Source organism: Haloferax sp. ATCC BAA-644 (genome assembly GCF_000336975.1).
Classification (GTDB): Archaea; Halobacteriota; Halobacteria; order Halobacteriales; family Haloferacaceae; genus Haloferax; species Haloferax volcanii.
In genome coordinates this window covers 234,935-257,959 of sequence record NZ_AOLF01000021.1, presented here as the reverse complement: position 1 = coordinate 257,959, position 23,025 = coordinate 234,935, and the positions used below count along the sequence as shown (strand labels likewise).

At 68.9% G+C, this 23,025-nt stretch carries 24 protein-coding genes and 1 tRNA gene; 15 read left to right on the top strand and 10 right to left on the bottom strand.

Going from position 1 to position 23,025, the window contains the following annotated elements; translation table 11 throughout:
* Positions 1 to 60 precede the first annotated feature (60 nt).
* Entirely contained in the window at positions 61 to 2,622 is a 2,562-nt protein-coding gene (locus C458_RS09930) for an extracellular solute-binding protein (protein WP_008575342.1), read from the bottom strand.
* A 291-nt stretch (positions 2,623 to 2,913) separates the two neighbouring features.
* Between C458_RS09930 and C458_RS09925 the strand changes: the two genes are divergently transcribed.
* The 6 genes from C458_RS09925 to C458_RS09905 all read left to right on the top strand — a co-directional run bounded on the left by C458_RS09925 (position 2,914) and on the right by C458_RS09905 (position 7,560).
* Positions 2,914 to 3,258: a ferredoxin gene (locus C458_RS09925; protein ID WP_004062684.1), complete on the top strand. Its 345-nt coding sequence runs from the start codon at positions 2,914 to 2,916 to the stop codon at positions 3,256 to 3,258.
* 41 nt (positions 3,259 to 3,299) lie between these two features.
* Positions 3,300 to 3,384: transfer RNA gene (locus C458_RS09920), tRNA-Leu, on the top strand.
* A 338-nt stretch (positions 3,385 to 3,722) separates the two neighbouring features.
* Positions 3,723 to 3,980 (top strand): hypothetical protein, encoded by a 258-nt coding sequence (locus C458_RS09915; protein WP_008575341.1) that lies wholly within the window; start codon positions 3,723 to 3,725, stop codon positions 3,978 to 3,980.
* A 69-nt stretch (positions 3,981 to 4,049) separates the two neighbouring features.
* On the top strand, positions 4,050 to 4,226 hold the full coding sequence (locus C458_RS18465; protein WP_004042107.1) for a hypothetical protein: 177 nt from the start codon (positions 4,050 to 4,052) through the stop codon (positions 4,224 to 4,226).
* A 114-nt stretch (positions 4,227 to 4,340) separates the two neighbouring features.
* On the top strand, positions 4,341 to 6,734 hold the full coding sequence (locus C458_RS09910) for a methyl-accepting chemotaxis protein (RefSeq protein ID WP_008575340.1): 2,394 nt from the start codon (positions 4,341 to 4,343) through the stop codon (positions 6,732 to 6,734).
* Positions 6,735 to 7,062: 328 nt separating this feature from the next.
* Entirely contained in the window at positions 7,063 to 7,560 is a 498-nt protein-coding gene (locus C458_RS09905) for a DUF5813 family protein (protein WP_008575339.1), read from the top strand.
* Between the two features lie 65 nt (positions 7,561 to 7,625).
* Here the strand turns inward: C458_RS09905 and C458_RS09900 are convergent, their stop codons facing one another.
* The gene (locus C458_RS09900; RefSeq protein ID WP_004062689.1) at positions 7,626 to 7,862 is read right to left on the bottom strand and encodes an Lrp/AsnC ligand binding domain-containing protein; all 237 of its coding nucleotides are present in this window, start codon (positions 7,860 to 7,862) and stop codon (positions 7,626 to 7,628) included.
* A gap of 2 nt (positions 7,863 to 7,864) precedes the next feature.
* Positions 7,865 to 8,548 carry a TrkA family potassium uptake protein gene (locus C458_RS09895; RefSeq protein WP_008575338.1) on the bottom strand — a complete coding sequence of 228 codons (684 nt, stop codon included), beginning with the start codon at positions 8,546 to 8,548 and terminating at the stop codon, positions 7,865 to 7,867.
* A gap of 108 nt (positions 8,549 to 8,656) precedes the next feature.
* On the opposite strand from C458_RS09895, the gene C458_RS09890 reads away from it, so the two are divergent.
* A complete protein-coding gene (locus C458_RS09890; protein ID WP_004042102.1) occupies positions 8,657 to 8,890 on the top strand; it encodes an Lrp/AsnC ligand binding domain-containing protein in 234 nt (77 codons plus the stop codon).
* 16 nt (positions 8,891 to 8,906) lie between these two features.
* On the opposite strand, the gene C458_RS09885 is transcribed toward C458_RS09890, so the two are convergent.
* The gene (locus tag C458_RS09885) at positions 8,907 to 9,953 is read right to left on the bottom strand and encodes a thiamine pyrophosphate-dependent dehydrogenase E1 component subunit alpha (protein ID WP_008575336.1); all 1,047 of its coding nucleotides are present in this window, start codon (positions 9,951 to 9,953) and stop codon (positions 8,907 to 8,909) included.
* A 139-nt stretch (positions 9,954 to 10,092) separates the two neighbouring features.
* Here C458_RS09885 and C458_RS09880 point away from each other — a divergent pair, with 139 nt between their 5' ends.
* Positions 10,093 to 10,413 carry a hypothetical protein gene (locus tag C458_RS09880; protein ID WP_008575335.1) on the top strand — a complete coding sequence of 107 codons (321 nt, stop codon included), beginning with the start codon at positions 10,093 to 10,095 and terminating at the stop codon, positions 10,411 to 10,413.
* Between the two features lie 19 nt (positions 10,414 to 10,432).
* On the opposite strand, the gene tmk is transcribed toward C458_RS09880, so the two are convergent.
* On the bottom strand, positions 10,433 to 11,026 hold the full coding sequence (tmk, locus tag C458_RS09875) for a dTMP kinase (protein ID WP_008575333.1): 594 nt from the start codon (positions 11,024 to 11,026) through the stop codon (positions 10,433 to 10,435).
* 85 nt (positions 11,027 to 11,111) lie between these two features.
* Here tmk and C458_RS09870 point away from each other — a divergent pair, with 85 nt between their 5' ends.
* The 6 genes from C458_RS09870 to cofG all read left to right on the top strand — a co-directional run bounded on the left by C458_RS09870 (position 11,112) and on the right by cofG (position 16,686).
* A complete protein-coding gene (locus C458_RS09870; RefSeq protein ID WP_008575331.1) occupies positions 11,112 to 11,357 on the top strand; it encodes a hypothetical protein in 246 nt (81 codons plus the stop codon).
* 146 nt (positions 11,358 to 11,503) lie between these two features.
* Positions 11,504 to 12,409, top strand: coding sequence for a complex I NDUFA9 subunit family protein (locus C458_RS09865; RefSeq protein ID WP_049896732.1), 906 nt, complete (start codon positions 11,504 to 11,506; stop codon positions 12,407 to 12,409).
* 211 nt (positions 12,410 to 12,620) lie between these two features.
* Complete coding sequence (locus C458_RS09860; RefSeq protein WP_008575327.1) at positions 12,621 to 13,808, top strand: tubulin/FtsZ family protein; 1,188 nt, start codon at positions 12,621 to 12,623, stop codon at positions 13,806 to 13,808.
* The gene (locus C458_RS09855; protein WP_049896730.1) at positions 13,777 to 14,571 is read left to right on the top strand and encodes a hypothetical protein; all 795 of its coding nucleotides are present in this window, start codon (positions 13,777 to 13,779) and stop codon (positions 14,569 to 14,571) included. Before C458_RS09860 ends, C458_RS09855 begins: the two co-directional genes overlap by 32 nt.
* A 6-nt stretch (positions 14,572 to 14,577) precedes the next feature.
* The gene (gene cofC / locus C458_RS09850; RefSeq protein WP_008575322.1) at positions 14,578 to 15,198 is read left to right on the top strand and encodes a 2-phospho-L-lactate guanylyltransferase; all 621 of its coding nucleotides are present in this window, start codon (positions 14,578 to 14,580) and stop codon (positions 15,196 to 15,198) included.
* Between the two features lie 312 nt (positions 15,199 to 15,510).
* On the top strand, positions 15,511 to 16,686 hold the full coding sequence (cofG, locus tag C458_RS09845; RefSeq protein ID WP_008575320.1) for a 7,8-didemethyl-8-hydroxy-5-deazariboflavin synthase subunit CofG: 1,176 nt from the start codon (positions 15,511 to 15,513) through the stop codon (positions 16,684 to 16,686).
* A 38-nt stretch (positions 16,687 to 16,724) separates the two neighbouring features.
* Here cofG and C458_RS09840 read toward each other — a convergent pair whose 3' ends face one another.
* The 3 genes from C458_RS09840 to cofH all read right to left on the bottom strand — a co-directional run bounded on the left by C458_RS09840 (position 16,725) and on the right by cofH (position 19,380).
* Positions 16,725 to 17,327, bottom strand: coding sequence for a hypothetical protein (locus tag C458_RS09840; RefSeq protein WP_008575317.1), 603 nt, complete (start codon positions 17,325 to 17,327; stop codon positions 16,725 to 16,727).
* Positions 17,328 to 17,462: 135 nt separating this feature from the next.
* Positions 17,463 to 18,011 (bottom strand): hypothetical protein, encoded by a 549-nt coding sequence (locus C458_RS09835; RefSeq protein ID WP_008575316.1) that lies wholly within the window; start codon positions 18,009 to 18,011, stop codon positions 17,463 to 17,465.
* Position 18,012: 1 nt separating this feature from the next.
* Positions 18,013 to 19,380 carry a 7,8-didemethyl-8-hydroxy-5-deazariboflavin synthase subunit CofH gene (gene cofH, locus C458_RS09830; protein WP_008575315.1) on the bottom strand — a complete coding sequence of 456 codons (1,368 nt, stop codon included), beginning with the start codon at positions 19,378 to 19,380 and terminating at the stop codon, positions 18,013 to 18,015.
* A gap of 136 nt (positions 19,381 to 19,516) precedes the next feature.
* Between cofH and C458_RS09825 the strand changes: the two genes are divergently transcribed.
* Positions 19,517 to 19,939 carry a DUF5518 domain-containing protein gene (locus C458_RS09825; protein ID WP_008575314.1) on the top strand — a complete coding sequence of 141 codons (423 nt, stop codon included), beginning with the start codon at positions 19,517 to 19,519 and terminating at the stop codon, positions 19,937 to 19,939.
* Between the two features lie 30 nt (positions 19,940 to 19,969).
* Here C458_RS09825 and C458_RS09820 read toward each other — a convergent pair whose 3' ends face one another.
* The gene (locus tag C458_RS09820; RefSeq protein WP_008575313.1) at positions 19,970 to 21,940 is read right to left on the bottom strand and encodes an ATP-binding protein; all 1,971 of its coding nucleotides are present in this window, start codon (positions 21,938 to 21,940) and stop codon (positions 19,970 to 19,972) included.
* A 214-nt stretch (positions 21,941 to 22,154) separates the two neighbouring features.
* Positions 22,155 to 22,913 carry a Sir2 family NAD-dependent protein deacetylase gene (locus tag C458_RS09815; protein WP_008575311.1) on the bottom strand — a complete coding sequence of 253 codons (759 nt, stop codon included), beginning with the start codon at positions 22,911 to 22,913 and terminating at the stop codon, positions 22,155 to 22,157.
* Between the last annotated feature and the right edge of the window lie 112 nt (positions 22,914 to 23,025).

Genomic DNA, 23,025 nt, shown 5'->3' with positions numbered 1-23,025 from the left:
CGGGCGCGCTGCGGGGCGGGTCCGTTCGGTCCGATTCGAGGACGGTCGGGTCTCGTCGCGTCAGCGGTTCGACGCGGCGTCGTACTCCGACAGGCGGGCCGACACCTGCTCGTCCATCGTCGCCAACACGGCGTCGAGGTCGCGGCCGTCGAACAGTTCGGACAGGCCCTCGGAGACGATGGTCCTGACGGTCGTGAAGGGACCGACGCGCGCGCCGCGGGTAGCCGGCGTGTCGTCGGTCTCGGCCAGTTGGTCGAACGCGACCGCGAAGCCGGGGTGTTCGTCGAACCAGCCGTCGTCGCGGAGGAGGTCCCTCGTCCGGCGGTGGACCGGGAAGTAGCCGGTCTGCCGGTGCCAGCGTCGCTGCTGTTCGGGGCGGGTCAGCCACGCGATGAACTCGCCCGCGGCGGCCCGCTTCCGGGATTCGACGCCGTCTGCGACCCACAGCGACGCGCCGCCGACGACAACGCCCTCGCGGGTCGACCCGGGCGAGGGGAACCGCCCGACTTCGGCGGTGAAGCCGCGTTCTGCGGCCCCCCGCACGACCGACGCGGCGCTCGAACTGGAGTCGACGAGCATCGCGGCGCGGCCGTCGAGGAACGCCTCGCGGGCGTCTCGCCGGGCCTCGACGCCGGGGTCGAACAGCAAGTCGTTCCGTTCGAGGTCGCGCCACCACTCGAACACGCGCGTCCCGACCGGGCCGTCGAGGTTCGAGGTGCGGGCGGTGCCGCTCCGGCCGTTGTCGGCGTCGAACAGACACTCGCCGGCGGCCGCGAACCACTGCTCGACGAACCAACTGTAATTCGCCCACGTCGCGCCGTAGTCGACCGCCCCGCTCGTCTGCAGCGTCGCCGCGGCCGAGGTGACTTGGTCGAACGTCGCCGGCGGGTCGTCGGGGTCGAGGCCGGCCCGCTCGAACGCGTCGGCGTTGTAGTACAACACGGGGTTCGAGGCGTTGAACGGCATCGACCAGAGCGCGCCGTCGTGGCGGTAGTAGTTGGCGATTTCGGGGACGAGTTCGCCCGCGGACGCCCCGTCGGGGAGCACCGATTCGACGGGGGTGAACGCCCCGCTGTCGAGGGCGCGCTGGGTGCCGACCTCGTACAGTTGCGCGATGGTCGGCGGCGTCCCCGACCGGGCCGCGGCGAGGGTCGCGTCGAACGTGCCGCGGTAGCTCCCCTTCGACGCGGTATCGACGCGGACGCCGTCGTGGTCGGCGTTGAACTCGTCGACGAGCGACTCCAGGACCGCCGCCTTGTCGCCGGACATGCCGTGCCAGAACTGGACGACGGTCTGGCCCGCCTCGGTCGCCTCGGCGTGGAGACGGTAGTCGTCGATGGACTCCCGGAGGTGGTCGGCTTGGTCCGAAAGCGCGTCTATCTTCGTCACCGCCTCGGAGAGCGAGACGGTCTGTCGGCGGGCCGACCCCGCGGCGTCGGCCGCGAGCGCCGCGGTCTCGTCGCTTATCTCGCCGACGCCGTCGGTCTGACTCACGACCGCTTGGGAGGTCGCCGCCTGCGAGTCCGTGGCGTCGGAAATCTCGTGGAGGCTCCCGTTCGTCTCCTCGAGGTCGGAGACGACGCCGTCGAGCGCCGACAGCGCCTCCTGAATCGTCTCGCTGCCCTCGTCGAGGCGCTCGCTCGTGTCGGTGATGTCCTCGACCGTCGCGGCCGACCGGGTCCGAACGGTCTCGATGGTCGATTCGATGTCGGCGGTCGCGGCCTGTGTCTCCTCGGCGAGCGCCTTCACTTCGTCGGCGACGACGGCGAAGCCGGACCCGGCCTCGCCGGCGCGAGCGGCCTCGATGGAGGCGTTGAGCGCGAGGATGTTCGTCTGCTCCGCGATGTCGGAGATTTTGGTCGCGATGCCGGTGATGTCGTCGATGTGGTCGTCGAGTTCCGCGACGCGCTCGACCGTCGCGTCGGTCCGCTCGCCGATGACCGCCAACTCGTCGATAGCGGTCTCGGCCGCGCGCTTGCCGCGGTCGCCGCGCTCGACGGCCTCGTCGGTCGCGTGCCTGATTTCGTCGGCGGAGGCGGCGACCTCCTCGATGGTCGCAGACAGGTTCCGCATCTCGTCTGCGACCTCCTCGACGCTCTCGCTTTGCCGGCGCGCACCCGCGGCGATGTCGTCGACGGAGCCCGCGACAGACCGGCTCTCCTCGCGGCTCTCTGCGGCGGCGTCGGCAACGATTCGGGTCGACGCCGAGACCTGGTCGGCGAAGGCGTCGACGTCCCGCATGGCGGTCTGCCACTCCTCGAACAGTTCGTTGAGGAGGCGGCCGTGACGCGCGAGCGCCGGGTCGTCGGGAACGTCGACGCGGACCGTCAGGTCGCCCTCGATGCAGCGCTCGATGGCCGCGGAGAAGTCGTCGAGACCGTCGAGCGCGGCGGCGTCCGGGGCCGACGAAGCGGCGACATCGTCGGCGGGAGACTCCCCGCGTCCCGATTCGACGGCGACCGAGGGAGTGCCCCCGCCGTCGCTTCGCGCGTCATCGGCGCGCGCCGTCTCGTCTGCGGCGTCCGATTCGGATTCGTCGTCGGTCGCGCGTGCGCCGAGCGCGGCCCGGACGGAGGCGCGAACCGACGACGCTCGTCTCCGGAGCTGGCTGTCGTCGTCCATTGGTCCAGAAGATTTCTGGTGAGTGATAAGACCACGCTCTCGGGTATCATATCTGAGAACGAATTCGTGACTGGTACTGCGTCTGTCGATGATTCATGTGACGGGAGTGCCCCACTGTTACGTGATGTCTCGGCTAGAATACGGTACGCCCGCTCGCCGCCTCTCGGATTCGAAGCACGACGAGCGGGCTTCGACAGATGTACCAGAAGTTCGAGGCGTCTCGCGGGTTCCGGGGCGCGCCGTCGCCGCGCGACCGACAGCGCAAAGACCACCGCGCGGTAAGGGCCGACGATGAGCGAGGAGTCCGACCGTCCGAAGCCGAGCGACTTCGGAACCGACGAGAACGCCCCGCCGGTCGACGAAAAGCCCTACAAGATAATCTTCGAGGCGAACAAGTGCTTCGGGGCCGGCCGGTGCGCGGAGGTCGCCGACAACTGGGAGATGGACCTCGAAACCGGCCTCGCCCGCGCCAAATCGTACTTCGTCGGTGAGGACGAACTCGACGAAAACGTCGAGGCGGCGGAGGTCTGCCCGGCGAAGAAGGGCCGCGGCGTCATCCACGTCATCGACCGGCGAACCGACGAGGAGCTCTCGCCGGACCCCCACGGCGACGGGACGCTCTCGGTCGACTGGTAAAGCGAAAGCACTTTTCTCCCCCTCGAAGAACGGGAGAGTGCGCGGGGGTGGCTGAGCCAGGCCAAAAGCGGCGGACTTAAGATCCGCTCCCGTAGGGGTTCGCGAGTTCGAATCTCGTCCCCCGCATTTTCGTCGCCGAGCGACAGCGAGGCGTGAGAACAGAACGACGCGTTCGAACTAGGGAGCGTAGCGAACGGCGTGAGCGGAGCGAGTGGAGTTCGAATCTCGTCCCCCGCATTTTCGTCGCCGAGCGACAGTGAACCGAGCGACGCGTTCCCGCTTCTCTCTGTCGCCCGGCCCGTCGTGGGACCGCCGACCACGTTATCTCGGTTCCCCGCCAACTGGTACGAATGGCTTCGACGCGTAGACACCGCTACTCGGAGGGATAGGGATTCGGAGACCCCTACGACGGGTTCGGCCTCGACCCGCCGACGTATCGGGTCAACGGGCGACTCGTCGACCCGATGGACGGCCACGTTCTCAGCGAGTTCGTGGACGCGGCGGGAATCGACCCCGAGGCGGTCGACCCGGCGGCGCTCGTCGAGGTCGGACTGCGCGACGCCTCGGTGCGGGGCGAACGCGAGCGGTCGATAGCGTTCCTCGAAGACGCCGTCGAGACCGAGACCGAATCTGAACCCGAAGCCGAACCCGAATCCGAAGCGCGGGAGGTCCCCGAATCGAACCGCGCCCGCCACGCGGACGCCTCTGACACCCGGGCGTGAGAGAGGGAGGCGAGTAGGGCCGCACCCGCAAATATTTTGACAGTTCGAATAATGAGATGTAATTAGACCGTGTCACCCGGACTCCTCATCACGCGTTTCGACGCCACGCTCCTCGGCATGGCCGTCTGCCTCCTCGCCGGGGCCGTCGCCGGCGTCCTGTCCGCGCTGCCGACGGCGCTGGCCGCGGGCGGCGGTGCGACCGGGGCCGCCGCCCTCGCGCTCGGGGTCACCGTGAGCGAACTGTAACGATTCTCGGAACTCGTACTTCGGTGAGAGCGGCGCATATCGGTTTTTTCTTTGGTATCAGAACTGATAGCTAGCGGGACAACGCTTTACGTCGGTCTCTTGCTACCGAGTGACATGAAGTTCGCCACGCTGGTTCCGAGGGTGCTCAGGCGGAGTTACCTTCGGAAATTCCTGTTCGTTATCCTCCTCGTGGCCGCGGTGATGGGCGGGTTCGGCCTGTACGTCTCGGACGTGGTCGGGACCGAGGTGAGAGCCGACACGCACAGCGACCTGGAGATGGTCGCCTCACTGGAGGCCGAGGGGCTGTCGAATTGGATGGACGGCTACGCTCGGACGGCCCGGATGCTCTCGGAGTACGAGACCGTCCGGACGGGCGACCCCGACGCCATCGACGAGGCGTTCGAACGCGAGAAAGACACCCTGCCCGCCGAGGTGGTGGCAATACACTACGTGAACCCGTCGAGCCGCGATATCGTCCGCAGCACCGACGGCGTGATAGAGACCAAATCGGTCTCCGCCCTCGGCCTGTCGTGGACGACCGGGTCGCTGACGATGGCCGACTCCGACGCGGTGGCCATCTCCGAGGTCTACCGCTACGGCGGGAGCGAGCGCCTCGCCTTCCTCAGTCCCGTTGAGGGCCGAAATGGTGCGGTGATGGTGGTCGTGGACGCGACGAAGCACGCCGAGATGCTGAGCGAGCCGGTCGAGGGGTCCCAAACCCGCGTGGTGACCGATACGGGCGTCATCGCCTTCGACAAGTACGGCGAAAACGTCCTCACGACGTACCGCGACGGGGCGGCAACGCCGGCGCTCGACGCTGCGGTCGACGGTGAGACGGGCGTCGTCGAACGCGAGAGCGACGGGGACGCCGGCGGCGACATCGTTGCTTACGCCCCCGTCTCGGGGACGAACTGGGCGGTCCTCGTGGAAGCGCCGCAGACCAACGCCTACGCGGTCGCGAAGGTCGTCGAGCGCGACGTGGCCGTCCTCATCGGCGTGGCGCTCGCCGGCCTCGCGCTGGTCGGCACCGTCATCGGCCGCAACACGGTGCTGTCGCTCCGGCGGCTCCGGGCCAAAGCCGAGGCGCTCGCCGCCGGCGACCTCGACGTTGACCTCGAAACCCGGAGAGTCGACGAGTTCGGCGCGCTGACCGAGGCGTTCGCCGAGATGCGAGACGGCCTACGGGAACGCATCGAAGCGGCCGAAGACGCCCGCCGCGACCTCGCGCGCGCCGCCGAGGACTACCGCGAGACGATGGACGCCGCGGCGACGGGCGACCTGACGGTGCGCACGTCTGTCGAATCGGACGACGAGGCGATGGCGGCCGTCGGCGACGGCATCGACGCGATGCTTTCCGACCTCGAAGCGACTATCGGTCGGGTCGCGTCGTTCGCGGCGACCGTCGACGCGGCGGGCGAGCGCGTCACCGCCGGCACCGAGGAGGTCAGCGCCGCCTCCGAGCGGGTCGAGACGGCGACCGCCGACATCTCCGAGGGCGCGGCCGAGCAGGCGTCGCTCCTCGCGGAGGTCTCCGCGGAGATGCAGGACCTCTCGGCGACGGTCGAGGAGGTCGCCGCCTCCGCCGACGAACTCGCTGACCTCGCCGGCGACGCCGCGGAGCGCGGCGAGGCCGGCCGCGACGCGAGCGCCGCCGTCCACGACGAGATGGCGAACATCGACGAGCGCGTCGCGACCGCGGCCGAGGGCGTCGAAGCGCTCCGCGAGGAGGTAGCGGACATCGGCGAGGTGGTCGACCTCATCGAGGATATCGCGGAGCAGACGGACCTGCTCGCGCTCAACGCCTCCATCGAGGCCGCCCGCGCCGGCGAGGCCGGCTCCGGCTTCGCCGTCGTCGCCGACGAAGTGAAGGCGCTCGCCGAGGAGACCGCCGACGCGACGACCGAAATCGAGTCGTCCATCGAGTCCGTCGAGGGGACGGCCGACGAGACGGTCGCCGCGGTGCGAGCCGCGCGAGAGCGCGTTTCGCAGGGCTCCGAGACGGTCGAAGCCGGCGTCACGGCCATCGACGAGGCGGTCGACCGACTGGAGGAGGTGGACCACGGCGTCGCCGCCGTCGACGAGGCGACCACCTCGCAGGCGTCGGCCGCGCAGTCGGTCGCGCGCCTCGCGGACGAGGCGGCCGACATCGCCGACGAGACGCGCGACGAGGCTGCCGACGCGGCCGGCGCGGCCCACGAGCAGAACGACGCGATGGTCACCGTCGCCGGGCAGATGCAGGAACTGTCGTCGGCCACCGACGAACTGCGGGCGCTCGCGGACCGGTTCGAGGTGCGCGAAAAGGTGGAGCGAGACGGCGTCGGCGACGCGGTGGAACTCGGGGGCGAGGATACTGAAACCGCGCTCGCGGACGGGACGCACTCCGAGTCGAGGTCGTCGCCGTCGATTGCCGACCTCGCGGCCGACGGCTCGGGCGGAGACGAGTCCGTCGAGGACGGACCTGACCCGGGAGAACGCAAAGCCGCCGGCGACAGTCCGGACGAGAACTGACGCGGTCGCGTCGCTGTCGAACTGTTGTTGGTCGGCTGTCGCTCGGGTCGATGTTCGATTCGAGCGCGCGCGAATATGAGCCGGCGGCTCTCGGACGTGAGTTTCGTGAGAAAGGGATAGGCAGCCGCACGGGAGCGGCCCGCGCGGCGAATGCCGCCCTAGATTGGTCCCCGCTGACGCTTCGGCCCTCCAAAGCGAAGCGTCACCTGAACGGAGTGCCGCGAGATACTTAAACGTGCCGCCATTCGACCAAAACCGCCGAAGGCGGGCGATTCGGGGGCGCTCGCGACGCAACGGGCTTTTCTCCCGTCGGGACCTTCGTCCGGGCATGAGCGAAGACGACATCCCCGGTCGAGTCCGCCGCGCGTTCGGCGACCACGGGTCGTTCGAACCGGTTGACGACCGAACCTTCGAGTCCGTGACGACGCCGTTCGACGGCACCGTCGGCGTCGCGGCGCAGGACAGCGGCCGCGTCGAGTTCGACGTGGAGGTGCGCGTCCCGATGCTCTCGGCGGTCGCAGACGACGTGGCCCCCGTGGTCGAAGACGGCTGGTACGAGACGTTCGAACTCCGCCTCGAAGACGTGGGCGGCGTCGTCGCCGGCGACCACGACCTCGACCCCGACGTGACTCGCGCGGGCGACGAGGCGGTCGTCCGGGCGAGCTTTGCCGACGTCAACGAGCGCCGCGGCGTCGACGACGCCGGCGCGGTCATCGACTACGTCGAAGGCACGTTCGTCGAGGGCATCATCCCCGGCTACGACTACGGCGAACCGGTGACGAGCCTCATTCGGAACGCGAAAGACGCCGCCGGCGCTGGGTTCTGAAGAACAAGTCGGTGACAGTCGCTCGGGGCGGGTCGGGGCGGACCGCCGCGTGGCGACGCGCCGATTCAGTCCATCGCGATGTACGTCTGGGTGTCTTCGATGCCCGCCACCGACTGGATGCCGCCGGCGATGCCCTTCACGTCGGCGGGCGAGTCCACCTCGACTTTCACGATGAAGTCCACGTCGCCGGCGACGATGTGCGCGCTGACGATGCCGTCGGAGACGGCCAAGAGGTCCTGTTTCAGCTGGTCGATGCCGTCGGAGACGGGCGCGGCCTTGACCATGATGTAGGCGTAGACCATCGTCACGCACCCCCCGTCGCGGTGACGACCTCGTCGCCGACGAGCAGTTGTCGCACGTCGTTGAGTACGTCGAAGTCCGCGAGGACGGCCACGCGGTCGCCCGTCTCCAGCGAGTCGTCCGAAAGCGGGATGCCCATCGGCCCGTCTTTCTTCCCGAACGCGAGGATGCGGGCGTTCGCCGGGAGCGCAACCTCTTCGATACTGTACCCGTTCATCGGTGACTCTTCCGTCACCGTCACGAGGATGACCTGCAAGTGTTGGGCGATGTCCGCGATGGCGCGGATGGAGCCGCCGAGCAGCGCGTTCTTCGCGCCGATAGCGCCGAGGCGCTCGGGGTAGACGATTTCGTCGACCTCCTTGGCGTACTTCTGGTACACCTCCTCGCGGTAGTCCTCGTCGACCCGGAGCACCGTCCGACAGCCGAAGTGCTTGCCGATCATGCAGGCCGCGAAGTTCACGTTGAGGTCGGCGGTGAGCGCGCCGAGGGCGTCGGCCGCCTCGATGCCGGCGTCGACGAGCACCTCCTCGCGGGAGCCGTCGCCTTCGACCACCTCGAAGTTCGCCTCACGGGCCCGTTTGACCCGGTCGCGGTCCAACTCCACCAGGACGATGTCGTGGCCCTCCTCGCGGAGGACACGAGCGGTGCGCAGCCCAACCCGTCCAGCACCAATGATAACGAACCGCATGATAAGACGGTATGTCGGCGGAGGCAAATAACCTTCCCCCGGTTCGGATGAACGGGCCGCGCTCGGTCGAAGCAAGGCTTTTGACGACTGTGGTAGAATATCTCACGCATGGTTCACGCGTTCATCATGGTGAAGACCGGAGCCGGCGAGTCGGAACAGTTGCTCGGTCCCATCCGCGACTTCGAGACGGTGACCGAGGCTCACATCGTCGCGGGCGCGTACGACATCATCGCGGAGGTCGACACCGACGCGGTCTACGAGGTGCTGAAGACCGCGTCGAGCCGCGTGCAGGGGTTAGAGGGCGTCGCAGACACGAAGACGTACATCTCCTTGGACGACTGAGACGGAGCGGCGCGGCTCAGCGCTCGATGTCGAACGGCCCGTTGCGCTCGACGAACGCGACGTGTTCCTCGCGCTGGCGGGCGAGTTCGGGCGGCAGTTCCTCGTAGACGTTGTCGAACAGCTCGTCGGTCCCCGGTTCGGGCGTCGCCTCGGCGCGCTCGACGGCCTCGCGCAGTTCCTCGTCGGCGTCGTCGCGCATGGCGTCGAGCGCCGCGTCGTCGACGAGGCCCTGCTCGCGGCAGAACGACTCGAAGCGGTCGAGGGGGTCGTGCGTCCGCCACTCGGGGAGGTCCGGCTCGTCGTCGCGGTAGCGCGAGGGGTCGTCGGCGGTCGTGTGCGGCCCCTGCCGGTAGGTGAGGCTCTCGATGAGCACCGGCTCCCCGGCGCGCGCCTTCTCGAAGCCGCGCTCGACGGCCTCCCTGACCGCCAGCGGGTCGTTGCCGTCGACCTGCATCCCGTCCATCCCGTAGGCGTCGGCCTTCGCCGCGATGGACTCGCTTGCGGTCTGGCGCTCGCGGGGGAGCGAAATCGCCCAGCCGTTGTTCTCGCAGAAGAAGACGACCGGCGCGTCGAAGACGCCGGCGAAGTTCAGCCCCTCGTGGAAGTCGCCCTCGGAGGTCGCGCCGTCACCGAAACAGACCAGCGCCGCGCGGTCGTCGCCGCGGTAGTTCGCGGCCATGCCGACGCCGGCGGCGTGGGGAATCTGCGAGGCGATGGGGACCGCCTGCGGGAACACCGGCACGTCGTGGTCCGAGGCGTACTCGGCGTGACCGCGCCGAAAGAGGAGGATGTCGCTCGGCGGCACGCCGCGGGCGAGTTGGAGGGCGTTCGACCGATACGTCGGCAGCAACACGTCGTCGTCGCGCATGGCGTGGGCGGCCCCGATTTGCGAGGCCTCCTGTCCGCGGAAGGGCGGATAGCCGCTCATCCAGCCGCGTCGCTGGAGGGCGAGTGCGCGCTCGTCGAACCGTCGCGCTCGAATCATGTCGCGGAGGGCGGCGCGGGCGTCGTCTGCGGTGAACTCCGTATCGTCCAGCCCGCGCTCTGCGATGAGTCGGTGCATGGCGGTGAGTCACGGTCCTTCGTGATAAACGTCACCCGTTGCGGGGGCGGGCCCGGCGGGCGGTTCGACCGACGGCGGCGCGGGACGAGCGGGCCGCCGAGAGCGACAGGCCAAAGACCACCGCCCCCCTAGGTCGGCTATGGTCTCGGTGGTCAACCTCGTGCTCATGGGCGCGCTCATCGTCCTCCACACGCTCATCGCGGCGGTCATGACCCGCTTTTTCCGCCTGCGGTTGAAGACGCAGTGGGGGTACGTCCTGTACGCCCTGTTTCTGATTCCGCTCGCGCTGCTCGTCTCGACGCTGGTGTTCTCCGGCATCTTCGGCATCGGCGTGAACCTCGGCAGCCCCACGGCCGCCCTCGGCGTGATGATAGGGATGCCGCTCGCGCTCGGCTTCACCATCGACACGCTCTACGTCCCGCCGCCGGAGGAGTACGAGAACCTCCCGAACTCGCGGTGAACTGCGAGTCGGTCGGCGGCTACCGTTCCGCGAGAATCGCTTCGAGCGCCGCCTCGACCGCGGCGAGCACGTCCTCGGGCGACTGCGTCGCGTCGACGCGGACGAACCGCTCCGGTTCGGCCTCGATGAGTCGCTCGTAGTTCTCGCGCACGTCCGCGAGGTACGCCGCCTGTTCGAACTTGTTCGTCGCGCCGCTGCGCGCGGCGGCCGTCTCGGGGTCCACGTCGAGGTAGATAGTCTTGTCCGGCGGGCGGGTGAAGGCCGTGTGGATGCCTCTGATGTACTCCATCGGGCGTCTGAGGTCGCTGTCGCGCAGCGCGGCGGCCTGATAGGCGTACCGCGAGTCGGAGTAGCGGTCGGAGACGACGAGCTTCCCGTCGGCGAGGGCGGGTCGGACGACCCGCGAGAGATGGTCGGCGTGGTCGGCGGTGAAGAGGAACAGCGTGGCGAGCGGGTCGGCGCCGTCGTCGTCGATGGCGCGGTTGACTGCCTCTCCGTACCACGAGTCCGACGTGGGCTCGCGCGTGAAGACGGCGTCGGGGTACGCGTCGTGGAGCGCCTCCCAGACGGTCGTCTTCCCGCTCCCGTCGAGCCCTTCGAGCGTGACGAGCATACCCTACCAACTCGGCGCTCCCGAAAAAGCACGCCGAAGCGAGACGCCGCAATGATAATGTCAACGCGAGCCGATACGTAAGACCGTGACATCCACTCGAGAGTGGTGGAACGACCTCCAGCCGAGGGAAAAGCCGTTCACCGTCGTCCGGTTCGACGAGAGCGTCCCCCCGACGGACGCGTCGTTCGCGACGAAGCAGACGGAGGTCGACCACCCGACCGACGCGCCCGACGACTGCTCGGACCCGTCCGAGGAGCTCGTCGTCTACGACCGAGTCGGTCGGATGGTGAAGCGCACCGACGGACCGGTCGCGCCCTCGATACTGTTTTGAGCGCGGTCGCGGGCGGCGCGGGTGCGGGCCGGTGGCGCGGTCTGACGCGCCCGCCCGGAAGAGCGTCGTTCCCATCGGGGTGTTCTCCGGCGAAATCGACCCCGATTCCCCGTTAGCTTTACCCTCATTCCGCCGAATATTACGGCATGAAAGTCCTTGTTGTCGGCGGAAGCGGATTCATCGGGAGCCACCTCTGCCGCGAACTACAGTCGCGGGGACACAGCGTGACCGCGATGTCGCGGAGTCCGAACAGCGAGGACCTCCCCGACGGCGTCGAAAAGGCGATGGGGGACGTGACGGACTACGACTCCATCGCGGGCGCGTTCGAGGGGAAAGACGCGGTCGTCAACCTCGTCGCGCTGTCGCCGCTGTTCGAACCGAGCGGCGGCAATCGAATGCACGACATCGTCCACTGGCAGGGGACCGAAAACGTCGTGAAGGCCGCGGAGGCCAACGACGTGCCCCGACTCGTCCAGATGAGCGCGCTCGGAGCCGACTCCGACGGCGACACCGCCTACATCCGCTCGAAGGGGAACGCCGAGGGGGCGGTCAAATCGTCCGGGCTCGATTGGGTCATCTTCCGGCCCTCGGTCGTCTTCGGAGACGGCGGCGAGTTCGTCTCCTTCACGAAGCGGCTCAAGGGGATGTTCGCGCCCGGCGTCCCGCTCTACCCGCTTCCCGGCAACGGGGAGACGCGGTTCCAACCCATCTGGGTCGGAGACCTCGTGCCGATGCTCGCGGACGGCGTCGAGGGCGACGACCACGCCGGCGAGACCTACCGCATCGGCGGCCCGGAAAAGCTCACGCTCCGCGAAATCACGGAGATGGTGTACGACGCCGAGAACAAGTCCATCACCATCGTTCCGCTGCCGATGGGGCTCGCGGGCGTCGGCCTGACCGTCCTCGGGGCGGTCCCCGGCTTCCCGATGGGGAAAGACCAGTACCGGTCGCTCCAGTTCGACAACACGACCGACCGGAACGACGTGGGCGTCTTCGGCGTCGACACCTCGTCGATGAAGACGCTCGGCGCGTACCTCGGCGAGCGAAACTGACACCGGTGTGACGACTCGGCGGCGTTAAGCAGCCGTGAACTGCGGCTCATTTTACCGGGATTAGCGGTTCTCACGGGATAACGACTGATTAACACCGGTTTCGAGTCGCCGCGTTCCGCCGATAATCTGATGGTGGTTCGACACGTCCCCATCACAACGCTTATGTCCGCGTTCGTACTGCAATTCACGCAATGGCGAGGGGACTGAACCTATGAAGCTCGCAATGATCGGATTCGGGCAAGCCGGGGGAAAAGTAGTCGACAAGTTCGTCGAGTACGACCGGGAACGCAACGCCGGAATCGTCCGCGCTGCGGTCGCGGTGAACTCCGCGAAAGCCGACTTGCTCGGACTGAAGAACATCCCGAAGGACCAGCGCGTCCTCATCGGCCAATCCCGCGTGAAGGGACACGGCGTCGGTGCGGACAACGAACTCGGTGCCGAAATCGCCGAGGAGGACATCGACGAGGTACAGGGTGCCATCGACAGCATCCCCGTCCACGAAGTCGACGCCTTCCTCGTCGTGTCCGGGCTCGGTGGCGGCACCGGCTCCGGCGGCGCGCCGGTCCTCGCGAAACACCTCAAGCGCATCTACACCGAACCCGTCTACGGACTCGGCATCCTGCCGGGGTCCGACGAGGGTGGTATCTACACGCTCAACGCCGCGCGCTCCTTCCAGACGTTCGTGCGCGAGGTCGACAACCTCATGGTGTTCGACAACGACGCCTGGCGGAAGACCGGCGAGTCGGTACAGGGGGGATACGACGAGATTAACGAGGAAATCGTCAACCGATTCGGCGTGCTCTTCGGTGCCGGCGAGGTCCAGGACGGACAGGAGGTCGCGGAGTCCGTCGTCGACTCATCGGAGATTATCAACACGCTGGCCGGCGGCGGCGTCTCGACCGTCGGCTACGCCTCCGAGGGTGTCGAACCGCGGAAAGACAAGGGCGGCGGCCTCCTGTCTCGGCTGACGGGCGGCGACGAGCCCGACGACAATCTCGACACCGCCCACACGACCAACCGAATCACGAGCCTCGTCCGCAAGGCCGCGCTCGGTCGGCTCACGCTCCCGTGTGAAATCGAAGGCGCGGAGCGCGCGCTGCTCGTGCTCGCTGGTCCGCCGGAGCATCTGAACCGGAAAGGCATAGAGCGCGGGCGGAAGTGGATCGAAGAGCAGACCGGTTCCATGGAAGTTCGCGGCGGCGACTACCCCATCCCGGGCGCGGAGAAGGTGGCGGGAGTCATCCTTCTGTCGGGCGTGACGAACGTCCCGCGCATCAAGGAGCTGCAGCAGGTCGCCATCGAAGCACAGGATAACATCGAAGAGATCCGTCAAGAGAGTGATTCGAATCTGGAGACCCTCATAAACGATGACGAGGACGAACTGGAGTCGCTTTTCTAAGCTGGCGCTCGCGCTCGTCGTACTCCTGTCGGCCTTCGCAGGGCAGGCAGGGGCGGTGAGCGTCGCGTCCGACGACGTCCCCGACGAGGCGCAGGTCGGTTCGCAGGTGACCGCGTCGGTCACCCTCGAAGAGCTGTACCGGAGCCCACAACTCGAATCGTGGACGCTCGCGGGCCAGACCGACTTGGAGGACGTGACGTGGACCGTCGCGTACTACGACCAGACGGGCGCGAGAGTCGACCAGCAGTCCTTCGACGGGCAGAACTTCAGCGGCGCGCAGATCGCCACTGCCGACGGGACGAGCGAAGTGGAGGTCACCGTAACGGGAATCGTTCCCGACGTGGAGTCGTTCAGCTACGACCCCGCACAGACGTTCACGATAATCTCGCTCGACCAGACCCGCGAAGGCGGCTCCAGTAACGATATCGACTCGTGGTCGGTCCACCACTACACCGAAGAAAGCGCCGCCGCGCGCGACGAACTCGACAGCGCGCGGGACGCGATTGAGCGTGCGAGTGGGGCCAACACGCAACAAGCCGAGCAGACGTTTGCCAACGCTGTCGAAGCGTTCAACGGCGAGGAGTTCAACCTCACGACGAACCTCGCCAACGAGGCGGAGACGAGCGCAAACCAGGCCCGGCAGTCGAGTCAGACGACCCAACTGCTCATCTACGCGGCGGGCGGTCTGCTCGTCGTCGCGCTCATCGTCGGTGGATTCCTCTACTGGCGGTCCCAGCAGACGACCTACGACAAACTGGGCTGATTCTCCGTGCGAGTCGTCGTTCCCTTCGGGGGACGCGATCCGAAGACCCGACTCGCCCCGTTTTTCGACGCCGACGAGCGACGCGAGTTCGCCGTCTCGATGCTCCGCGACGTGCTCGACGCGGTCCGTGCGGTCGGCGGCGACCCGGCGGTCGTCGCGGACGCGCCCGTGACCGTCGATGCGCCCGTCACCGTGGACGACCGACCGCTCACCGAAGTCGTGGGCGGCGAACTCGACGACCTCGGCGGCGACCCCGTCGCGGTCGTCATGGCCGACCTCGCGCTCGCGACGCCCGCGGCGCTGTCGCGGCTGTTCGAAACCGACGCCGACGTGGTCGCCGCGCCCGGCCTCGGCGGGGGGACGAACGGGCTCGTCGTCCGACACCCCGAGTTCTCCGTGGACTACCACGGCGCGTCCATTCTCGACCACCGGCGAATCGCCCGCGACGCCGGCTGTTCGTTCGCCGAGGTGGACTCGATGCGACTCGCCGTCGACGTGGACGAGCCGAGCGACCTCGTCGAAGTGCTCGTCCACGGCGAGGGGCGGGCCCGCGAGTGGCTAGTCGACGCCGGCGTCCGGCTCGCACGCGGGTCCGGTCGGGTCGAGGCCGTCCGCGAGCGCCGATAGGACCTTAACGGTTCGCGATAAACAGTGTCTGGCGCGGTTGTCCGTCTGCCCGGCGGGAACTGAGGCAACGTGCGCCGCGCGCTCCCGCGTCGCGAAGACGACGCGAGAGTCGAAGTGGAGTCCGAACGTCGCGACGACGCGAGTCTCACTCGCAACCAACTCGGGGCGAGCACCTGACGGCGCTTCGGACGGACCGGAGACGTGTCTGGCACCAACTATCCGGTCCCGAACTCGACTTCCGCGCTTCGGTCTCGACGCCGCCGTATCGCCGCGAATGACACGCTTTTAGTGGTTCGTCACGCACCGAGAGATATGTTCACGGGTGCCGACGAGTACGGAGTCGACCTGACTATCGACGATGCCGACGTGGAGCGACTGCTCGCCGTCACCCCCGACGACGCCGACGCGCCGGCGTCGCTTTCGTTCTCGCGGAACGTCTTCGTCCCGCTGACGACCGCCTGTCGGTACACCTGCACCTACTGTACCTACTACGACGTGCCCGGCGAGGCGACGCTCATGTCGCTCGACGAGGTCCGCGAGGTGGTCCGCACGGGCGCGGACGCCGGCTGCACGGAGGCGCTGTTTACCTTCGGAGACGCCCCCGACGAGCGCTACACCGAGATTCACCGCCAACTCGACGAGTGGGGCTACGACGACATCCTCGACTACCTCGCGGCGGCCTGCGAAGTCGCGCTCGACGAGGGCCTGCTCCCGCACTCGAACCCCGGCGACCTGACCTGCGAGGCGTTCGCTGACCTCGCGCCCCTGAACGCCAGCATGGGCGTGATGCTGGAGACGACCGCCGACGTGGCCGCCCACTCGGGGAACCGCCGGAAGACACCGGGGCAGCGGCTCAACACCATCCGCGCCGCGGGCGAGGTGGGCGTCCCCTTCACGACGGGCATCCTCGTCGGCATCGGCGAGACGTGGCGCGACCGCGCGGAGAGCCTGCTGGCCATCCGCGCGCTCCACGAGCGCTACGGCCACGTACAGGAGGTCATCGTCCAGAACGTCGTCCCCAACGAGCGGTCGGACTACGAGCGCCCGTCGCTCGACGCGATGCGCCGGGTCGTTTCGATGGCGCGGGTCGCGCTCCCCGAGGAGGTGTCGGTGCAGGTGCCGCCGAACCTCTCGGCGGCGGCCGACCTCGTCGCCTGCGGCGTCGACGACCTCGGCGGCGTCTCGCCGGTCACGGACGACTACGTCAACCCCGACTACGAGTGGCCCGCGCTCCGGGAACTCGCAGACATCGCCGACGAGGCGGGCGTCCCGCTCCGCGAGCGACTGCCGGTCTACGAGCGGTTCCTGCCGAGCGGGGCGCTCGGACCGGCCGACGAACCCGGCGAGAGCGACGGCGCGCCCGCGGCCGCGCCGGACCGCGAGTGGCTCCGCGGCCCGATTACCGACCGGCTCGCCGCCGACGACGTTCACGGACGGAGGTTCCGAAACGTCGCCCGCGGCGACGGCCCACTGTCGATTCCGCGGTGAGGGCGACGCCGCGGCCGCCGACCGCGTGGTGTCGTCTGCTACCGACGACGAGCGAGAACTGAGTAGAGCGCGACGACCGCGGCGGTCACGGCGGGCGCGCGCCCCGAGAGCTGTGGCACGCGTTTTCTGACGAGTGTGTAGATGACGCTGACGGCGAGGCTCGCGAGGAGAACCCCTCGCGAACCGCCGCCGAGCGTCAGGAGACCCGGCACCGAGAGCGCCGCGGCGAGCGCGAGGTCGCCGGGAGAGCCGTCGTAGGCGGCGAGGCGGCGGGGTTCGACCCAGCCGCCGAGGCTGCGGACGTAGACGCCGCGGTCGGTCCGCGCCTCCCACGGGCGAGCCTCGCTGCTGCCGCCGAGGTAGTCGGCCGCGCAGTGGAGCGCCGCCGCGACGAACCCGGTCGCCGCGGCCGCGGCCAGCGGGTCGCCGGTGACGACCGCGAGCGCGCCGAACCCGACCGAGCCGACGACGAACGCCTCGACCTGATGGAGCGTCCTACGGTGGACGCCGACGACCATGTCGAGGTCGGGGAAGACGCCGCCGGCGAGCGCCGCCGCGACGACGAGCGGCGCGGCCGCGGGGGCGACGACCGCGACGGCGGCGGCGAGCGCGAGGCTCATCGCCACGTGCGTCGGGGCCATCACGGGGCGAACACCCCCCACACCGTTCGAAGCCGTCGAGTCGTCATCGCTTCGACCACTCGGCGACCGAGACGTATGAGTTTCGTGGTTGGGCCGAGCGCCCGCGGGCGCGGTCGTCCTCACGGACGCCGCGCCTCAGATGCCGAACCACTCGGGCATCCGCTTTCTGAAGCCCGTGTAGAACAGCGCGACGGCGACGCCGACCGCGATGGCGACCCGGACGCCGCCCGAAAAGGCGAGGAAGCCGGGGACCGAAAACAGGAGCGTCAGCGCGAGGTCTTCGGGCGCGCCGTCGTAGCGGACGAGATAGCGGGGGCGGAGCCACCGCTTCGCGGGATGGACGTACACCGCGCGGTCGGAGGTGCGGTCCCACGGCCGGAGTTCGCCGCCCGCGCCGAGCCAGTCGGACGCGGAGTGGAGCCCCGCCGAGAGGCAGAAAAAGGCGACGCCGACGGTGAGCGTCGAAGGCGAGACGGCGGCGACGCCCCCGAAGACCGCGGCGGCGACGCTGTAATAGACGGGGAAGTGCAGCGTCCTGCGGTGGACGCCGACGAAGAGGTCCACGTCGGGGAAGACGCCGCCGACGAGCGCGCCGACGGCCGCCGCGGTGGCGAGTTCGGGAGCGACCCACGCGAGCGGCGCGGCGAGGGTCAGCCCCACGGCCGCGTGGGTGGTCGCCATCATCTCAGTCGTCTGCGGTCGCCGGGTCGCGGCGGCCGTCGAGCAGGGGCGTCCCGTCGGCGCGCGGGCCGAGCGTCGGGCCGTGCGGGCCGTCGTCGGGGTCGATTGGCCGGCGGGTCCGGTAGTCGGTCGAGCGCTCGACCGGCCGGCGGCCGATGGCGGTTATCATGTCGACGTAGTCGTCGAACGAGCGGAACTCGCCGAAGCCGCCGCCGGCGCGCTTCGTTATCTCCTCGGAGAGAATCGTCCCCATGAGGTCGTCCGCGCCGCAGTTGAGGAGCTTCAGCGCCTTCGCGTTCCCGAACTTCACCCACGACGACTGGATGTGGTCGACGTTGTCGAGGTAGAGTCGCGCGACGGCGACCATCAGTTCGTCCTCGTCGTCGGACGCGCCGCCGGTCACGAGGCCGCGGTCGTACAGCGGCGTGTTCTGGTGAATGAACGACAGCGGGACGAACTCGGTGATGCCGCCGTAGCGGTCCTGGAGGTCGCGAATCACGTCGAGGTGGAGCACGCGGTGTTTCTCGGTCTCGACGTGGCCGTACATGATGGTCGCCGTCACGTCGAGGCCGGCTTCCATCGCGCCCTCCATCCCGGCGACCCACTCGTCGGTGCCGATTTTCCCCGGGCAGATGACCTCGCGCACCTCGGGGACGAGAATCTCCGCGGCGGTGCCGGGCGCGCTGTCGAGGCCGGCGTCGGCGAGGCGGCGGTAGACTTCCTCGTAGCTCCAGTCGGTGCCGCGCTTGGCGTGATGGGCCTCTTCCGGCGTCATCGAGTGGACGTGCGCGCCGGCGGCCGACATAGCAGAGAGCTGTTCGGCGTAGCTCGCGGGGTCGGTGTCGTACGCCTCGGGCGGCTTGTAGTTCACCTCGGCGGCGGGGTTGTCGGAGGATTCGAGAATCTCGCGGTGTTCCTCGTCGAGCACGAGCGCGGGGTGGAGGCCGGAGACGGACGTGACCTCGTAGATGCCCATCTCGACCGCGTCGGCGACGATGTCGCGGGACTCGGCGGGCGTCTTCGTAAAGCCGCCGTGGTCGGCGTCGGAGTCGGCCTCGAACAGGTGGGCGGTGTTCTTGAAGTTACAGAACAGACACCCCGTGTTGCAGGCCGTCGTCACGTTGTTGTTGAGGTTGGCGACGAACGTCACGTCGTTTCCGACCATCTCGGCGCGCCGCCGGTCGGCGGCTTCGAGCACGAGTTCCTTGCGTTCGGGGTCGATTCCCTCGCGGTCGGTCCCCGTCGTGATGAGTTCGACGCCGTCGTCGACCGTGAGGCGCTCGCCCGCTCGCGCCTTCGCTAAGGCGTTCTCGAACGACTGGTCTGTCTCCGGGACGTGTTCGAACCCGAAGTCGTGGGCGGCACCAGACATGCTCGTTGGCAACGCGCCACGGTCGTAAAAACGGGGCGGTACCGGAACTCCGGCCGCGGGATACCGCGGGACGCCGCGGGACGCCGCGGGACGCCGCGGAGAAAGCGTTAGGCCCTCCCGCCGTGTTGGGTCGCACATGGAACACTCCCCGACTTCGACGACCGAGTCGGCTCTCGACGACGAAGGAGAGAGCCTGCTGTTTTCGGCCCTCGTCGGCGCGGTCGCCAGCGTCGTCCTCTCGCCGCTTCCGGGGTCAACCGTCCTCGGCGGGGCGCTCGCCGGCTACCTGACCGGAAGCGACCGCGAACTGGGCGTGAAATCCGGCGCGGTCTCGGGGCTGTTCGTGAGCCTCGTCAGGACGGTCCTCGGCGTCGTCGTCCTCGGGTTCTTCAGCATCTTCGCCGTCGGCGTCACCCCGTTCGAGTTGGGCTTCGGCCTCGGCATCCTCGGCATCGTCATCGTCGCGCTGTTCGGCCTCCTCGCGCTGCTCGTCTACACCGTCGGCCTCGGCGCGCTCGGCGGCTACCTCGGCGCGTCCCTCCACGAGGAGTTCGCCTGAGCGCACTCCCCGTCGGCCCGGCGTCGGGACTCAGGACGCCGATTCGACGCCGGTGAACTCGAACCGAGCGCCGCCCGCGTCGCTTTCCTCCACCGAGACCGTCCAGTCGTGCGCGTCGACGACGTTCGAGACGATTGTCAGCCCGAAGCCGATGCCCGCGGTGCCGGTCGAAAAGCCGGTGTCGAAGATGCGCGACCGGAGTTCGGGGGGGATGCCCGCGCCGTCGTCTTCGACGTAGAAACCGTCGTCGAGCGCGCCGACGGTGACGGTGACGCGGTCCTGCCCGCCGTCGGTAGACCCGGATTCATCCGGTGAGCCGTGTTCGACAGCATTCCGCATCAGGTTCTCGAACAGTTGGTGGAGCCGGCCCGCGTCGGCGACGACGGTCCGGTCGGACGCGACGACGAGCGCCGCGTCCCCGGTTTCGACGTGGTCCCAGCACCGCGCTGCGGTCTCCGCGAGGGAGACCGGCGTCGTGGCGAACGCGTCGGTGCCCTGTCGCGCGAGCACGAGCAGTTCCTCCGTCAGCGCGGTCATCCGGTCGTGGGCCCGCGCCACCGCCGCGAGGTGGTCGTTGTCGATTTCCTCGCGGGCGAGGTCGAGGTGGCCCGTGGCGACCGAAAGCGGGTTGCGGAGGTCGTGCGAGACGACGCTCGTGAACTCGTCGAGCCGGCGGTTCTGGGCTTCCATCTCGCGTTCGATGTCCCGGCGGGCCGTGATGTCCGTGTACACCGCGTATATCGTGTCCTCGCCGACCGGGACCGACCGGAGGAGGAAGTCCCGCTCGCCGTTTGCGGTCTGTCTGCGAACCTCCGTCTGGACGAAGTCGCCGGCGCGGACCATCTCGGTGAGCTTCGCGGCCTCGTCGAGACGGTCGTCCGGCGCGACCACGTCGTCGATGGCGCGGCCGACGACCTCGGATTCGTCGTAGCCGAACGTCGCCTCGAACGCCGGGTTGACCGCGCGGATGACGGACTCGCCGTCGACGAACTCCGAGTCGATGATGCAGTCGGCGCTGTTCTCGAACAGGGCGGCGTACTGGTCGCGTTCGACCCGAAGCCGGCGCTCGAAACTGAGCCGCTGGAGCGCCGCGTTCGTGTGGGCGACGAGGAGCTCTGCGAGTTCGAGGTCGATTTCGTCGAACGCGCCGGTCTGCTCGGAAACCGCCTGAAACACGCCGAACGAACCGATAGCGACGCTGAGGCCGGAGCGGTAGTCACCGAACTCGGGGCGGCCGAACGCGTGGAGTTCCATGTCGACCGCGCGGTGGGACTCGCCGGTGCGGAACGTCTCGCCCATCGCGCCCGCGTCTTTCGGGACCGGTCGGAGTTCGCGGTCGGTCGGCGTCGACGACTGCGCCCGCGGGACGAACCGGGTCGCCTCGGCCGCGAAGGCGAAACAGATGTCGAGGTTGAGGATGCGCTCTGCGGCCTCGACGGTCTCTGCGTAGATGTCGTCGGCGTCGGAGACCGACGCGAGTCGCATGGCGACGCCGTGGAGCGAGGTTATCTTCCGCTCGGTGCGCTGAATGCGGCGTTCGAGCCGGGAGACGATGTCGCGTTCGGTGCGCTGGGCCTCCGAACTCCGATAGCGGGCGACCGCCGCCCGGACGCGGTCCGCGAGGCGGTCGTAGGAGAGGGATTCGATGTCGCCAGCAACGCGGTGGGCGGCGGGGTCGTCCGCGAGTGCGTCACCGTCGCTCCCGTCGTCGCTCCCGCCGGAACCGAGGAGGATGACCGGCACGTCGGGATGGCGCTCGCGGACCAGCGCGACCACGTCGGCGGCGGTGTGTCGGCCGAACTGACCGGGAATCAAAAGGCAGTCGACCGTCCGGTCGGCGACGCGTCCGAGGGCCGTCCCGAGGTCGAACTCGACGGTGACGGACACGTCGTGGCGGTCGAGCGCGGCCGCGACGGCGTCCGCCCGGGTGCGGTCGGGAGCGACGAAGAGAACGGACGGTGCCGTCCCCGCCGACGAACCCGGCGAGGGTGACCGAGTCATGCATCGACATGCTTGGGAGAGAGCATCAATTGATTGGTGAGTGCGACCGGCAGTTCGTGACAGTTGGCCGCCGGTAATCTGCCGCGAGAGAGGAGAACAGGAAGCCCGATGTCCGACGACACCGACGCGTCGTCGCCCGAAGCGGTCGAGGCGGTCGAGGCGTCCGAGGCGGTCGGCGCCGAGAACCCGGGCGAGCGGGCGGCACCGGTCGCGCTCAGATTCGTTTTTCGACTTCGGGGAGGAACGCCGCGAGGTCGCCGCGGACGACCCGGTCGGCGCGGTCGTCGTACTGCGTCGCGTCGAAGTTGACGACGACGAGCGAGCCGACCTCGGCGGCCCGGCCGGCGAGACCCGCCGCGGGGTGAACCGTCAGCGACGAGCCGAGCGACAGGAACACGTCGGCGTCGCCGGCGAGGCGGTTCGCCTCGCTGTAAGCGACGCGGGGGAGGCGCTCGCCGAACAGGACGACGCCGGGCTTGAGCAGGCCGCCGCAGTCGTCGCACGTCGGCGGCGCGTCGCCGGCGCGGACCGTCTCGAACGCGGGGGCCGCGTCGGTTCGCGCGCCGCAGTCCTCGCAGACGACCTCCGCGGCGTTGCCGTGGAGTTCGACGACGCGGTCGGAGCCGGCCGCGCGGTGGAGGCCGTCGGTGTTCTGCGTCACGACCGCGTCGAGGATGCCGCGCGATTCGAGGGTCGAAAGCGCGTCGTGGCCGGAGTTCGGCTCGACGCCGTCGGGGAACATGCGCTCCTGTAAGTGGACGCGGTCGCGCCAGAAGCCGGCGGGGTCGTTGACGAAGCGGTCGCGGTGGAACGACGCCGGGTCGAACTCGGTCTCCCAGATACCGTCGTCGCCGCGGAAGTCGGGAATGCCCGAGGCCGTGCTCATCCCCGCGCCGGTGAAGGCGACTGCGGTGTCGGCCTCGCGGAGTCGGCGGGCGACCCACGCGGCGTCTGATTCGAGGGCAGCGTCCATAGCCCAACGGACGGGCCAGCCGCGAAAAAGCGATACGATTCTCCCGGTGAGCGCATTCGTGCATAGATTGGTCTCTCATCCGACCGAGATACGCACGGAAGTGGAAGCTTCT

Excerpts from the sequence above, each read along its gene's own strand:
- C458_RS09930 (WP_008575342.1), bottom strand. The coding sequence starts at position 2,622 with ATGGACGACGACAGCCAGCTCCGGAGACGAGCGTCGTCGGTTCGCGCC.
- C458_RS09925 (WP_004062684.1), top strand. The coding sequence starts at position 2,914 with ATGAGCGAGGAGTCCGACCGTCCGAAGCCGAGCGACTTCGGAACCGAC.
- C458_RS09915 (WP_008575341.1), top strand. The coding sequence starts at position 3,723 with ATGGACGGCCACGTTCTCAGCGAGTTCGTGGACGCGGCGGGAATCGAC.
- C458_RS09910 (WP_008575340.1), top strand. The coding sequence starts at position 4,341 with ATGAAGTTCGCCACGCTGGTTCCGAGGGTGCTCAGGCGGAGTTACCTT.
- C458_RS09905 (WP_008575339.1), top strand. The coding sequence starts at position 7,063 with ATGAGCGAAGACGACATCCCCGGTCGAGTCCGCCGCGCGTTCGGCGAC.
- C458_RS09900 (WP_004062689.1), bottom strand. The coding sequence starts at position 7,862 with ATGGTCTACGCCTACATCATGGTCAAGGCCGCGCCCGTCTCCGACGGC.
- C458_RS09895 (WP_008575338.1), bottom strand. The coding sequence starts at position 8,548 with ATGCGGTTCGTTATCATTGGTGCTGGACGGGTTGGGCTGCGCACCGCT.
- C458_RS09890 (WP_004042102.1), top strand. The coding sequence starts at position 8,657 with ATGGTTCACGCGTTCATCATGGTGAAGACCGGAGCCGGCGAGTCGGAA.
- C458_RS09885 (WP_008575336.1), bottom strand. The coding sequence starts at position 9,953 with ATGCACCGACTCATCGCAGAGCGCGGGCTGGACGATACGGAGTTCACC.
- C458_RS09880 (WP_008575335.1), top strand. The coding sequence starts at position 10,093 with ATGGTCTCGGTGGTCAACCTCGTGCTCATGGGCGCGCTCATCGTCCTC.
- tmk (WP_008575333.1), bottom strand. The coding sequence starts at position 11,026 with ATGCTCGTCACGCTCGAAGGGCTCGACGGGAGCGGGAAGACGACCGTC.
- C458_RS09865 (WP_049896732.1), top strand. The coding sequence starts at position 11,504 with ATGAAAGTCCTTGTTGTCGGCGGAAGCGGATTCATCGGGAGCCACCTC.
- C458_RS09860 (WP_008575327.1), top strand. The coding sequence starts at position 12,621 with ATGAAGCTCGCAATGATCGGATTCGGGCAAGCCGGGGGAAAAGTAGTC.
- C458_RS09855 (WP_049896730.1), top strand. The coding sequence starts at position 13,777 with ATGACGAGGACGAACTGGAGTCGCTTTTCTAAGCTGGCGCTCGCGCTC.
- cofG (WP_008575320.1), top strand. The coding sequence starts at position 15,511 with ATGTTCACGGGTGCCGACGAGTACGGAGTCGACCTGACTATCGACGAT.
- C458_RS09840 (WP_008575317.1), bottom strand. The coding sequence starts at position 17,327 with ATGGCCCCGACGCACGTGGCGATGAGCCTCGCGCTCGCCGCCGCCGTC.
- C458_RS09835 (WP_008575316.1), bottom strand. The coding sequence starts at position 18,011 with ATGATGGCGACCACCCACGCGGCCGTGGGGCTGACCCTCGCCGCGCCG.
- cofH (WP_008575315.1), bottom strand. The coding sequence starts at position 19,380 with ATGTCTGGTGCCGCCCACGACTTCGGGTTCGAACACGTCCCGGAGACA.
- C458_RS09825 (WP_008575314.1), top strand. The coding sequence starts at position 19,517 with ATGGAACACTCCCCGACTTCGACGACCGAGTCGGCTCTCGACGACGAA.
- C458_RS09820 (WP_008575313.1), bottom strand. The coding sequence starts at position 21,940 with ATGACTCGGTCACCCTCGCCGGGTTCGTCGGCGGGGACGGCACCGTCC.
- C458_RS09815 (WP_008575311.1), bottom strand. The coding sequence starts at position 22,913 with ATGGACGCTGCCCTCGAATCAGACGCCGCGTGGGTCGCCCGCCGACTC.